Source organism: Gilliamella sp. Pas-s25 (assembly GCF_009795885.1).
Taxonomy (GTDB): Bacteria; Pseudomonadota; Gammaproteobacteria; order Enterobacterales; family Orbaceae; genus Gilliamella.
Genome location: NZ_WTEV01000027.1, coordinates 23,091 through 35,772, shown reverse-complemented (window position 1 = coordinate 35,772; position 12,682 = coordinate 23,091). Strand labels below are relative to the sequence as shown.

The window sequence follows — 12,682 nt, the reverse complement described above, 5'->3', positions numbered from 1 at the left end:
CGAGTTATGGTTGTTTTTTGCAGAATTATTATAACTCACATCATGCCGTCTAAAAAATAATCACGAAAGATCAACACGCCCTAGTTACCCATCACGGCTTTTAATGATTATTTTATAGCGCTATACTACTCATTGCTCACTATCTTTTAAGGTGCGACACACACTACCCTGTGGGTTGTCGTTGATTCGTAATTGCTTCCTATATAGCCATCGCTGTTAACATCGTAGTATTCTCCGATGCCGGAAAATTGGAATGCCCAATATATGTCGTATCCCCATGGACCTCCACTATTTTTCCAGTCTATCGCAGCGGGATAATCCTTTTTATCAGCCGAATCTAATTTTCCCCATTCATTCAATAAACCTCCTACCCATTTGTTACCATTTTTATAACTCATTTGCCGACGATAATAAGAACCTACTCCAGGGGCGCCATCTCTCCAACGATACCCATTCGCATTAGTATAGTCTTCAACACCTGGAATTCGATAACCATTACCAAGACTATTACAAAATACTTTAGCACTATCATAACCACCAGCAAAACCAGGCTTAATAACATACCAGCGTTCGATTTTAAAGTGATAAAGTAACTGGTTATGCTCACTATCAGCATACAGCTTAAATTCTGAGGGGGTAAACTTTGTATTGCTTGAATCTTTGTTTGGTCCATTTAATAAAATCTTTAATGCCACTTGAGGGCGAGCAAGAAAAGTAGATTTTTGTTCTGCTGTGAGGGATAAGTTTACCGTGTTTCCGCCACTTTCTGCAAAAACGGTTGTGCCATTTGCTGCGATGACTTGCTCTGGAGTAATGCCTGCTAATAACAAATAAAAATGCAACCCATTTGACCCCGTTGAGGGAAAATTGTCAGCAAGGTTACTAATACTGGCCACCTTAAATCCCTTGTTATCAACCCAACTTGGATCCTTTGTCTCTCCCCAGCTATAAAGTATATTCGGCTGTGCATAACAAACATAAGGCCTATCTATTTTAGAACTGATATAATATGATGTTGCTTCTTTACTAAAGCGAGTTATATTGGGTATACCGTACAAAGTAGATAGTTGACCACTCGTTGCCTTGATTTCTAGCTTATAAGGGGCGTCACACGGATCTAATGTTTGTATTTGATTACTTTTGATTTGGCTTGTAATGTCTATTCCATTTTTATCCTGCCATACCACGGTTAAATTACCTGTAGCACGCACATTTTCATCGCCATCATCATCCGCCCAATAGCCATATGAATTAGCTAGATTGTTTAAAGCAATATTTGGATAACTGTTATTACCATCACTGACTAAGGGAACTGACGTTTTAATGCTAGCAAAGGTTGTGATTCCATCAGGTAATACTATTGGATTTTCCACATTTGAGGTGTTTTCTATCCCATTAGGATATAGCCCTGATGGACTGCCTGGTGCAACATACTGGCGACCATCTGATAGTGTTATGCCTAATAGTCCTTGACTATTTGTCACTTTAGTTCTACCGCCATCAAAAGTGAAATAAGGCGCACTGCCTTGAATCACTGCTGTTGTGTTTGCGGATAAGGCAAGCGCATGGTTTACTATCATCAACTCTAACAATAACACACAAATTAATTGCAATGCATAATGCCCCACAATTTTTAACATTAAATGATTTAGTTGACCAAGATGAGGGATTGTTGGTTTTGTCATAGCATATTTACTCATTATTCGTTAATTTTTTGCTTAGTTAGGTGTTTTCCATATTAAAAACACCTAACTACCTGTTTTTCAAATCACTAACAATGTTTTGGCTATCAATAAAAAATGACTTTTAAAATTGATAGCATTTAACCTGCAACTACTGACAAAAATACAAGACTAATTATAATCAAAATATAATGCGACTTTAAAGTAAAAAAATGACTGCTTTCTTAAGATTTGTAAAACACTTTTACGGTGGTTATCGAAACAAGTTTAGATAAAAAGAACAATACCTTAAATGCTAATAACCAAACTTAATTTTCAAAAATTAGTAAAAAAATCCAGTATCAAAAATTGGCATTTATTAACACTGATAATTAACTATGAAATATGAACATAAATATAGTTATAACCCAATGATCTACAAACTGGATAGAATAGTTAACTGAAATCAATCAAAAAATATCCTCTGCATATAGCTCAATTCAGACGGAGGATATTTCAAGTTATATTATAAAAATGTGAAAATTTGTTCTTTTGGTAAGCGTGATTTTGGTCGATACGCATTGCCGTCATTTTCGGCTCGATAGCCTAATGTGGCAACAATAATACTTTTAAGTCCTTTGCTTTTCAGATCTAAGATCTCGTCCATTTTTTGGGCGTCATATCCTTCAATAGCCGTTGAATCAATACCAATTGCCGCTGCTGCAAAAAGCAGTTGCCCTAATGCCAGATAAACTTGCTTACTTTCCCAACATTGTTGCGATTCAATGGTTGTGCTATTGAGCTTTACAAAGTGTCGACGACCTTGATCTTGCGCTTGTTTAAGATCGGCTGAAGGGTATCGACCGTCTTTCTCTTCTTGATTAAGCAGGTTGACTAAATGAGCTTCATCTATTGGCGTTTTAATACAAAAGACAATAGTGTGCGAAGCGCCAGTCACTCTTGGTTGATTAAATTCGAGTATAGCGGGTAAAATTTTATTTTTTGACGCATCACTATCAATAACATAAAAATGCCATGGCTGTGAATTAACCGATGATGGACTGTTTTTTAAAACTGTCAATAATTGTTCAATCTGATCGGCTGGGATTTTTTTGGTTGGATCATAATGTTTGGTAGTATAGCGTTTTTGAGAAATATCAACTATGTTCATTGTTAGACCCTCGTGAGTTATTCTTTTCATTATTATAATTCGGTTTCATTATGTCTCAACTTATTATTTTAATAGATTTGTCAAATAGTGAAGTAATACTTAATTTAGTATTAGGTACTTTGTTTTAATAAAAATAGAATATATTAAGATTGGCTGCAAATAATCATTGACACCACTAATATCATTTGGTAAAAATATCATCAGTTTTAGTCTGTATTAATTACAATCAAAATAGAGATTTTTATGTTTGTTAACTATTTATCACTCGACCTCAGCCTCCTCCTCGCATCAACTTGCGCGGATAGCTTGTGTGTGGAGTAAAAGAAGTAGTTAAATAAACAAATCAACAAATTACAAGAACCCGCGCTACAGTGCGGGTTTTTTGTTTTCTTAACTTGAAATACCGTAATAGCGCTAAAATATATAAAAGGAAAAACAATGAGCGATCAAGTCATTATTTTTGACACAACGTTACGTGATGGCGAACAAGCATTACAAGCAAGTTTAAGTGTTAAAGAAAAGTTACAAATAGCGCTTGCACTGGAGCGAATGCGAGTCGATGTGATGGAAGTTGGCTTTCCTGTATCATCACCCGGTGATTTTGAATCTGTACAAACGATTGCTAAAACCATTAAAGATAGCCGTGTTTGTGCTTTATCTCGTTGTGTTGATAAAGATATTGATGTTGCTGCCGAGGCATTAAAAGTTGCTGATCAATTTCGAATTCATACTTTTATGGCAACATCAACCTTGCATGTTAAAGATAAATTAAAAATGACATTTGATGATGTCATTGAACGGGCTGTGCACTGTATTAAACGTGCACGTAATTATACTAATGATGTGGAGTTTTCTTGTGAAGATGCAGGTCGTACCCCAATTGATAACTTATGTCGGATCGTTGAGGCGGCAATTAAAGCCGGGGCAAGAACGATCAATATTCCGGATACTGTCGGTTATACTGTCCCTTATCAATTTGGTGGCATTATTCATACCTTATTTGAACGTGTCCCGAACATTGATCAAGCGATTATCTCTGTTCATTGCCATGATGACTTGGGCATGTCAGTGGCTAACTCGATTAGCGCGGTTCAAGAAGGCGCTCGGCAAATTGAAGGGGCGATGAATGGTTTAGGCGAACGTGCAGGTAATACCGCACTTGAAGAAGTGATTATGGCAATCAAAGTTCGCCAAAATATTTTAAATGTTCATACCAATATCAATCATCAAGAGATTTATCGTACAAGCCAAATTGTCAGCCAAATTACTAACATGCCAATTCCAGGCAATAAAGCAATTATTGGTAGTAATGCTTTTGCTCACTCGTCAGGGATTCATCAAGATGGGGTTTTAAAAAATCGTGAAACTTACGAGATTATGACCCCAGAATCAATCGGCTTAAATCAAATTCAATTAAATTTAACCTCTCGCTCTGGACGCGCCGCGGTTAAACATCGTTTAGAAGAGCTGGGTTATCACGATAAAGATTATAACTTAGATCAAGTCTATGAGGCTTTTTTAGAACTAGCTGATAAAAAAGGTCAAGTGTTTGATTATGATTTAGAAGCATTAATCTTCATCAACCAATTGAAAGACGAAAAAGAACATTATGTTATGGATTATTTTAATGTTCAGTCAGGTTCAACAGTGGTTTCAACTGCTTCAGTCAGTTTATTAATTGGCGATAAAAAGTATTCCGATGCAGCAACAGGTAATGGTCCTGTCGATGCGGTTTACCAAGCCATAAATCGGATTACTGGCGAGCCGATTTCGATTGTCAAATACCAATTAGCTTCTAAAGGACAAGGTGAAAACGCGTTAGGGCAAGTGGATATTGTTGCCGAATATAAGGGGCGTAAATTTCATGGTGTTGGGCTTGCAACCGATATTGTTCACTCATCGGCGTTGGCATTAATTAATGTATTAAATAATGTGTATAGAGCAAATCAAGTTGCCCAAGAAAAACAAAAATTACACCAAGATTAAAAAATTATTTGTTTTGCTCGTTTAACAGCAAAATAAGAAGATTAAATAAGATTATAAAGGAATAAAAAATGTCACAAAACTACCATATTGCAGTACTGCCTGGCGATGGCATTGGCCCTGAAGTGATGAAACAAGCCTATAAAGTATTGGATGTTATCCGCCAAAAATATCAACTTTCTATTACTACTAGCGAATATGATGTCGGTGGTGCAGCAATTGATATTCATGGCTGTCCATTACCGAAAGAAACACTAGAAGGATGTGAAAAAGCGGATGCTATTTTATTTGGCTCAGTGGGCGGACCAAAATGGACTCACTTACCACCCGACCAACAACCTGAACGCGGTGCGTTATTGCCATTACGCAAACATTTCAAACTGTTTGCTAATATGCGCCCTGCCCGCTTATATCAAGGATTAGAAGATCTTTGCCCATTACGCGCCGATATTGCTGAGCGTGGTTTTGATATTTTATGTATGCGCGAATTAACTGGCGGTATCTATTTTGGTCTACCAAAAGGACGAGAAGGAAGTGGTGCGCAAGAAAAGGCTTTTGATACTGAAGTGTATCACCGTTTCGAAATAGAACGCATCGCAAAAATGGGCTTTGAAGCCGCTCGTTTACGCCGTAAGAAAGTGACATCAATAGATAAAGCTAATGTATTACAAACCTCAATTTTATGGCGTGAAGTGGTGAGTGAAGTCGCTAAAAACTATCCAGATGTTGCTCTTGAGCATATGTATATCGATAATGCCACTATGCAATTAGTTAAAGATCCTTCACAGTTTGATGTGATTTTATGTTCAAATTTATTTGGTGATATCTTGTCTGATGAATGCGCTATGATAACAGGCTCTATGGGGATGTTACCATCTGCCAGCCTTAACGAACAAGGTTTTGGGTTATACGAACCTGCAGGCGGTAGTGCACCAGATATTGCTGGTAAAAACATTGCCAATCCAGCAGCACAAATTCTATCTTTAGCATTGCTAGTCCGTTATAGCTTAAAAAGGGATGATATTGCCTCAGCTATCGAAACAGCCGTAAATAAAGCATTAGAGCAAGGCTATCGTACTATTGATCTAGCCCAAAAAGAACAGCCAGTATCGACCGATGAAATGGGAGATATTATTTGTAAGTTGATTTAACCGCATGGTTTGATTATAACCGTAAATAAAATAATGCGATAAACCAAGTCGTTAGTACTTGTTGTAAAAATAATAAGGAATATGCAATGTCAAAAACACTGTATCAAAAATTATATGATGCACATGTCGTTTATGAAGCACCAAACGAAACACCTATTTTATATATTGATCGTCATTTAGTGCATGAAGTCACCTCTCCACAAGCATTTGATGGTTTGCGAGCAATGAATCGTAAGGTTCGTCAGCCTCATAAAACTTTTGCGACCATGGATCATAATACTTCAACCAAAAGTAATGATTTAAATGCTTGTAGCGAAATGGCTCGCATTCAATTAACTGAACTGGCAAAAAATGCCAAAGAGTTTGGTGTTTCGTTATATGATTTACAAAGCCCATTACGTGGTATTGTCCATGTGGTCGGCCCTGAACAAGGTATGACTTTACCCGGTATGACTATTGTGTGTGGTGATTCACATACCGCAACACATGGCGCATTTGGTGCACTCGCATTTGGAATTGGCACCTCTGAAGTTGAGCATGTATTAGCCACCCAAACTTTAAAACAAGGTCGAGCTAAAACCATGAAAATCGAGGTCAAAGGTCAAGTAGCTGAAGGAATCACTGCCAAAGATATTATATTAGCGATTATCGGTAAAACCACCAGTGCTGGTGGTACTGGGCATGTAGTTGAATTTTGTGGTGATGCCATTAAATCATTATCAATGGAAGGACGCATGACATTATGCAATATGGCAATCGAGATGGGAGCTAAAGCTGGTATTATTGCGCCAGATGAAGTGACTTTTGAGTACTTGAAAGGTCGTCAGTTTTCGCCAAAGGGCGAAAATTTTGAAAAAGCTGTTGCCTATTGGAAAACCCTAAAAACCGATGACGGTGCGCAGTTTGATACCGTGGTCACACTTGAAGGTAAAGATATTGCACCTCAAGTCACTTGGGGAACAAATCCGGGTCAAGTCACGTCGATTGACGCAACAGTACCCAATCCTGATTGTTTTACTGATCCTATCGAGAAACATTCAGCAGAACGCGCATTAACTTATATGGGATTAACCGCTGGCACCAAAATGACAGATATTAAAATCAATAAAGTGTTTATTGGCTCATGTACAAATTCGCGAATTGAAGATTTACGCGCAGCAGCGCAAATGGCTAAAGGTCGTAAAGTGGCAGAAGGTGTACAAGCATTAGTCGTGCCAGGATCAGGTCCTGTCAAAGAACAAGCCGAAGCCGAAGGATTAGATAAAATTTTTATCGACGCTGGTTTTGAATGGCGGTTACCGGGCTGTTCAATGTGCCTTGCAATGAATGACGATAAATTAGCACCTGGGGATCGCTGCGCATCAACCAGTAATCGTAATTTTGAAGGTCGCCAAGGGCGGGATGCCAGAACCCATTTAGTCAGCCCTGCTATGGCAGCTGCAGCGGCTATTACTGGTCATTTTACTGATATTCGCAAACCGTTTTAAGGAGACTTGTCATGGCTAAATTTACAAAACACACCGGATTGGTTGTTCCTTTGGACGCGGCTAATGTTGATACAGATGCAATCATTCCAAAACAGTTTTTACAGAAAGTAACACGTACTGGATTTGGTAAACATGCCTTTCATGAATGGCGTTTTTTAGATGATGCTGGCGAGCAGCCTAATCCTGAATTTGTCTTGAATAAACCCCGCTATAAAGGTGCCAGCATTTTATTAGCACGTGAAAATTTTGGATGTGGTTCTTCTCGTGAACATGCCCCTTGGGCATTAGCTGATTATGGTTTTAAAACTATTATTGGTTCAAGCTTTGCCGATATCTTTTATAATAACTCATTTAACAATCAGTTACTATTGGTTAATTTATCCGAAGAAGATGTCGATGAGCTGTTTAAAATTGTCGAAGCCAATGAAGGCATCGAGTTTACCATTGATTTAGTCAAGGAAGTTGTTATTGCTGGCGACAAGCAATATACATTTAAAATTGATGCTTTTAAACGTCATTGCTTGTTAAATGGGTTAGATAATATTGGCTTAACCTTACAACATGAAGAAGCAATTAGCGACTTTGAACAAAAAATCCCTTCATTTTTAGCTTAACTTTAACTTTTGGGCGCTTATTTGCGCCCAATAATGAGAATCAACAATGGCAACACATCATGACAATGTTAAACAGCAGTTTGGCGAACAAGCCAATGCTTATTTAACCAGTAAAGTACATGCTCAAGGGCCTGATCTTGAATATTTATCTAACCTACTTATACCACATTCCGCGGCAAGTCTACTTGATATGGGATGTGGCGCAGGTCATGTCAGTTTTATTGCAGCAAAATATGTTAAACATGTTACAGCCTATGACCTTTCAAATGAAATGTTATCGGTTGTAGCGCAAACAGCGAAAGAGCGCGGTTTACAAAATATAACCGTTAAGCAAGGTTATGCTGAATATCCACCTTTTGCTGATAATCAATTTGATATTGTTGTCAGCCGCTATTCAGCACATCACTGGCATGATGTGGGCAAAAGTATTCGACAGATCCATCGCATAACCAAAGCTGGTGGTAAATTAATTATTATGGATGTTGTTTCACCTGGTCATCCTGTATTAGATATTTGGCTACAAACTGTTGAAGCTTTGCGTGATACATCACACGTTCGCGACTATACCCCCGGTGAGTGGTTAACCTTTTTAACTGAAGCAGGTTTTGTCATTAATAATATAGCCCGCCACCGTTTAACGCTCTCTTTTGATACATGGGTTAAACGAATGCGTACCCCTGAACAGTTAATTGAGGCAATACGCATTTACCAAGAAACGGCAGCTGACGATACAAAAAATTATTTTGAACTTCAAGCAGATGGTTCTTTTACTACGGATATGATGATTATTGAAACTGAAAAAGTCATTTAAAATAATCAGTTTTTATAAACAGCTTTATCTTTAAAGCTGTTTTCGTTGACTTGATGGCGGAATTAATAAGGCTTCACGGTATTTTGCTACGGTTCGACGGGCAATAATTATACCTTGCTCTTCAAGTATTGCGACCAATTTACTATCACTTAATGGTTTTTTGCGATCTTCTGCCAATATATATTTTTTAATTAAAGCACGAATAGCCGTCGACGAGGCTTCGCCACCTGATTCTGTGTTTACATGGCTAGAAAAAAAGAATTTTAACTCAAATATTCCTGTAGGGCATTGTAAATATTTCTGTGTTGTTACACGGGAAATCGTTGATTCGTGCATGTCAATTGCTGTTGCAACATCAGACAAAATCATTGGTTTCATGTATTCAGTGCCGTGTTCAAAAAATGCTTGCTGATGCTCAACAATAAATTGACTTACTTTAAGTAATGTTTCATTACGGTTTTCAATACTTTTAATAAACCAATTCGCATTTTGCAAATGTGATCGAATATACTGGCTATCACTTTCATTTGCTATCTTTTCCATTGCGGCGTATTGCTTATTAATGCGTAAGCGTGGCATATTGTCATTATTCAAATCAACAATCCAGTTTCCATTCAATTTTTTTACTACAACATCAGGGATCACATAATCTGGCGGTGTAGTATTGACTGAATCACCTGGGTATGGCTGTAGATGTTGAATAAAATTGACTGCTTCTTTTAACTGCTCATCACTAGCATTTAATACTTTTTTTAAAGTTCTATAATCTCGAGTCGCTAATAAATCTAAGTAGTTATCAATAATTGGTTTAACTAGTAATGGATAGGTTAAATGTTGAATTTGGATAGACAAACACTCTTGTAACGATCTGGCTCCAACGCCAATTGGATCAAAATGCCAAATACGCTTTAAAACAGTTTCAACTTCGTTCAGTTCAATTTCGTCATTACCCTGCTCTTCCAAAATTTCATCGAGAGAAACCGTTAGATACCCCTGCTCATCAATCGCTTCAATAATCGACACCGCTATCGCCCTGTCAGTATCACTAAAAGGCGTTAACTCAAGTTGCCATCTTAAATAATCATGTAACGTTTCGTGAGTTTCACCTTGATAGATAGGCAATTCATCATTACGATAATCAGAATGAGTACCAGAGGGGGTTCCTGCGGTATAGATATCATCTAATGAGGCATCTAATGGAATAGATTCAGGTATTTCTCGGCTATCTAAGGCTTCGCGGGTATCGATATTTTCATCTTGAAATTTTTGTTCTACATCAATTTCGTGATATTGATCAGCCACTTCAAGCAATGGGTTATTTTCAAGCTCGGTTTGAATCTCTTGTTGAAGTTCTAAAGTTGACAACTGTAGTAATCGAATCGCCAATTGTAATTGTGGCGTCATAGATAATTGTTGAGATACTTTCAGTTGTAAACTAGGTTTTATCATAGCCTGAACTCGTTTCCTAAGTAAACGCGTTTTACATATTCGTTACTTAAAATATCATTAGGCGAACCTTCAGCAATTAAATGACCTTTATTAACAATATAAGCACGCTCACAAACATCTAACGTTTCACGCACATTATGATCAGTTATTAATACGCCTAGTCCTCGATCACGTAGATGTTTAATAATACTTTTGATATCTATTACTGAAATCGGGTCAACGCCCGCAAAAGGTTCATCAAGTAAAATAAATTTAGGATTAGCTGCTAATGCGCGAGCAATTTCAACTCGGCGTCTTTCACCACCGGATAAAGATTGCCCTATACTGTCACGAATATGCGTAATATGGAACTCTTCAAGTAACTCTTCAGCGCGATCAATTTTTTCATTTTTATCAATATCTTTGCGCGTTTCTAAAATTGCCATAATGTTATCAATAACAGACAATTTTCTAAAAATAGAGGCCTCTTGCGGTAAATAGCCGATGCCTTTTTGTGCTCGTTCGTGTAGAGGTAAAATGCTGATATCATGATCATCAAGGTAAATTTTACCCGCATTTAAGGTCACAATACCAACCACCATGTAAAAAGTGGTGGTTTTACCTGCACCATTTGGTCCTAATAACCCAACGATTTCGCCAGAATTAACGGTTAAACTGACATCTTCAACTACACGGCGTTTTTTGTATACTTTAGCTAGATTTTCCGCTTTTAAAATTGACATTTTATTTGCTCATCTCTTTAACTTGGTTTGGGATGATAGTGCTTTTAACTCGCCTATTCTTACCTGGCTGCGCAAATATTTGCTGTTTTTTGACATCATAAATAATCATTTCACTTACAATATGATTGTCTTGTTGAAATAACTCTGCCTTCCCTTGTAACACAATATTATTTTGTTTTACATTGTAAATTACTTGTGAAGAGTGCCCTGTGACAACCTTATTGTTTTTCGGCAAGATTTGCTTATAATTCACTGGATTACCATAAGCTGTAATTTTTTGTTTTTCTGTATTTTGCATTTCAGTGACAACCACTTTATCCGCTTTTATGGTTAATCCTTCTTGCACAATGACCACATTGCCAATAAATGTAATAGTATTATTTTCAATATCAATCTGTTGATTATCGGCATCAATTGCAATGGGTTTATTATCGGCAAACATCTTGGGATCTGCAGGTTGCGTAGTCGGCCCATTTGCAAAACTACTTAAAGAGATAGGTAGCAATAAAATTAATGAACAAACAACTTGTTTTAGCGAACTCATGTTTTATTTTGCCTCAGTGTTATAATATGTTTTTACATTTTCAAGTATGTTAGCCGTTTTTGCATGTAAATCGCCTGCTAAACCAATACCAGTGGAATAAAACCCCACTCCATTAATGATGACGGGATCTTTTGATGTAACTAACTGTGAAGTTAAATCTACTGCAGCATTATCTGTTTTTACTTGTTTTAATTGGGATTCTTGTGTCAAATTATCTAATTGCACATCATGATAAAGATACAAAAGTTTATCGCTCGTTAGCGTCGCTTGCTTCGCCTTAATATGCCATATAGCTATATGTTGTTGATCATAAATGGTAAAACTGGGCAAATCAAATTCAGTATTACCTGAATTATCATAATGCCTAACATTACTCGACTCAATTTTATACACAAGTTCCCCTGATAAGTCATAAATATCTGTTAACATGTTATCACTTTGATAAATCGGTTTATCTGATACATCTTGAGTAGATTGGCTTACTGCCCCATCTCCTTTCTGATAATTGTAATAAACACCGATAACAACAATGAGCAGTAAAAAACAGATTAGATTTTTTTTATTCATAACATACGTTATTCACATTAATTAGAAATTATTATTTCGAATGTCCAAAATTTTAATTATTTTACTTTATTTTTTATTAAATTAATATCGAACATTAAAAGAAGTTAAATCATTTTGTGGCAATAATTCACAAATATTTATATGTGAAATACGCGACGAGGCAGGCCCACCATTTTCAATCCATTTTGTTAATTTGGCTATTTGTAAGCCGTCACCTTGAGCAATAATTTCAACATCGCCATTCTCTAAATTGCGAACATAACCAACTAATCCTAGCTTTTGGGCTTGCTGATAAGTAAAAAAACGAAATCCAACGCCTTGTACTCGTCCACTCACATTTATTTTAACTTTCTTAATCATCCTACAACCCCGCTATTACTAACTCAAACATAGTTATCGTAATGATGAATAGGATTATTCAGATTGTAAGCAGAGAATAATCATTTACCATCATCAGTCACTAACCTATCCAAAAAATAGACGCTATTTTACTCATAAATATCACACTAGTAAGTTTAATAT

12 protein-coding genes are annotated in these 12,682 nt (G+C 36.8%); 5 read left to right on the top strand and 7 right to left on the bottom strand.

What is annotated here, in order from left to right:
• Nucleotides 1-146: 146 nt before the first annotated feature.
• Nucleotides 147-1,685 carry a hypothetical protein gene (locus GQ593_RS10955; RefSeq protein ID WP_160432055.1) on the bottom strand — a complete coding sequence of 513 codons (1,539 nt, stop codon included), beginning with the start codon at nt 1,683-1,685 and terminating at the stop codon, nt 147-149.
• Between the two features lie 502 nt (nt 1,686-2,187).
• The gene (gene nfsB / locus GQ593_RS10950) at nt 2,188-2,832 is read right to left on the bottom strand and encodes an oxygen-insensitive NAD(P)H nitroreductase (protein ID WP_160432054.1); all 645 of its coding nucleotides are present in this window, start codon (nt 2,830-2,832) and stop codon (nt 2,188-2,190) included.
• Between the two features lie 438 nt (nt 2,833-3,270).
• Here nfsB and leuA point away from each other — a divergent pair, with 438 nt between their 5' ends.
• The 5 genes from leuA (at nt 3,271) to GQ593_RS10925 (ending at nt 8,878) form a co-directional block, all read left to right on the top strand.
• The gene (gene leuA, locus GQ593_RS10945; protein ID WP_160432053.1) at nt 3,271-4,818 is read left to right on the top strand and encodes a 2-isopropylmalate synthase; all 1,548 of its coding nucleotides are present in this window, start codon (nt 3,271-3,273) and stop codon (nt 4,816-4,818) included.
• Nucleotides 4,819-4,886: 68 nt separating this feature from the next.
• Nucleotides 4,887-5,966, top strand: coding sequence for a 3-isopropylmalate dehydrogenase (leuB, locus tag GQ593_RS10940; RefSeq protein ID WP_160432052.1), 1,080 nt, complete (start codon nt 4,887-4,889; stop codon nt 5,964-5,966).
• Between the two features lie 86 nt (nt 5,967-6,052).
• Nucleotides 6,053-7,453 carry a 3-isopropylmalate dehydratase large subunit gene (gene leuC / locus GQ593_RS10935; RefSeq protein WP_160432051.1) on the top strand — a complete coding sequence of 467 codons (1,401 nt, stop codon included), beginning with the start codon at nt 6,053-6,055 and terminating at the stop codon, nt 7,451-7,453.
• Between the two features lie 11 nt (nt 7,454-7,464).
• Complete coding sequence (leuD, locus tag GQ593_RS10930) at nt 7,465-8,067, top strand: 3-isopropylmalate dehydratase small subunit (RefSeq protein ID WP_160432050.1); 603 nt, start codon at nt 7,465-7,467, stop codon at nt 8,065-8,067.
• Nucleotides 8,068-8,113: 46 nt separating this feature from the next.
• Nucleotides 8,114-8,878: a class I SAM-dependent methyltransferase gene (locus tag GQ593_RS10925; protein WP_160432049.1), complete on the top strand. Its 765-nt coding sequence runs from the start codon at nt 8,114-8,116 to the stop codon at nt 8,876-8,878.
• A gap of 30 nt (nt 8,879-8,908) precedes the next feature.
• Here the strand turns inward: GQ593_RS10925 and GQ593_RS10920 are convergent, their stop codons facing one another.
• The 5 genes from GQ593_RS10920 to yccX all read right to left on the bottom strand — a co-directional run bounded on the left by GQ593_RS10920 (nt 8,909) and on the right by yccX (nt 12,520).
• Nucleotides 8,909-10,324 carry an RNA polymerase factor sigma-54 gene (locus tag GQ593_RS10920; RefSeq protein ID WP_160432058.1) on the bottom strand — a complete coding sequence of 472 codons (1,416 nt, stop codon included), beginning with the start codon at nt 10,322-10,324 and terminating at the stop codon, nt 8,909-8,911.
• A complete protein-coding gene (lptB, locus tag GQ593_RS10915; protein ID WP_160432048.1) occupies nt 10,324-11,049 on the bottom strand; it encodes an LPS export ABC transporter ATP-binding protein in 726 nt (241 codons plus the stop codon). The genes GQ593_RS10920 and lptB overlap by 1 nt, the downstream gene beginning before the upstream one ends.
• Nucleotide 11,050: 1 nt before the next feature.
• Nucleotides 11,051-11,593, bottom strand: coding sequence for a lipopolysaccharide transport periplasmic protein LptA (gene lptA / locus GQ593_RS10910; protein WP_160432047.1), 543 nt, complete (start codon nt 11,591-11,593; stop codon nt 11,051-11,053).
• Nucleotides 11,594-11,596: 3 nt separating this feature from the next.
• Nucleotides 11,597-12,160, bottom strand: a complete 564-nt coding sequence (gene lptC / locus GQ593_RS10905; RefSeq protein ID WP_160432046.1) for an LPS export ABC transporter periplasmic protein LptC — start codon at nt 12,158-12,160, stop codon at nt 11,597-11,599.
• An 81-nt stretch (nt 12,161-12,241) separates the two neighbouring features.
• A complete protein-coding gene (gene yccX / locus GQ593_RS10900) occupies nt 12,242-12,520 on the bottom strand; it encodes an acylphosphatase (protein ID WP_160432045.1) in 279 nt (92 codons plus the stop codon).
• Between the last annotated feature and the right edge of the window lie 162 nt (nt 12,521-12,682).

Bases quoted from the DNA above. Each gene is read 5' to 3' on its own strand.
- nfsB (WP_160432054.1), bottom strand. From the start codon at position 2,832: ATGAACATAGTTGATATTTCTCAAAAACGCTATACTACCAAACATTAT.
- leuB (WP_160432052.1), top strand. From the start codon at position 4,887: ATGTCACAAAACTACCATATTGCAGTACTGCCTGGCGATGGCATTGGC.
- GQ593_RS10955 (WP_160432055.1), bottom strand. From the start codon at position 1,685: ATGACAAAACCAACAATCCCTCATCTTGGTCAACTAAATCATTTAATG.
- leuA (WP_160432053.1), top strand. From the start codon at position 3,271: ATGAGCGATCAAGTCATTATTTTTGACACAACGTTACGTGATGGCGAA.
- leuD (WP_160432050.1), top strand. From the start codon at position 7,465: ATGGCTAAATTTACAAAACACACCGGATTGGTTGTTCCTTTGGACGCG.
- lptC (WP_160432046.1), bottom strand. From the start codon at position 12,160: ATGAATAAAAAAAATCTAATCTGTTTTTTACTGCTCATTGTTGTTATC.
- lptA (WP_160432047.1), bottom strand. From the start codon at position 11,593: ATGAGTTCGCTAAAACAAGTTGTTTGTTCATTAATTTTATTGCTACCT.
- lptB (WP_160432048.1), bottom strand. From the start codon at position 11,049: ATGTCAATTTTAAAAGCGGAAAATCTAGCTAAAGTATACAAAAAACGC.
- leuC (WP_160432051.1), top strand. From the start codon at position 6,053: ATGTCAAAAACACTGTATCAAAAATTATATGATGCACATGTCGTTTAT.
- yccX (WP_160432045.1), bottom strand. From the start codon at position 12,520: ATGATTAAGAAAGTTAAAATAAATGTGAGTGGACGAGTACAAGGCGTT.
- GQ593_RS10925 (WP_160432049.1), top strand. From the start codon at position 8,114: ATGGCAACACATCATGACAATGTTAAACAGCAGTTTGGCGAACAAGCC.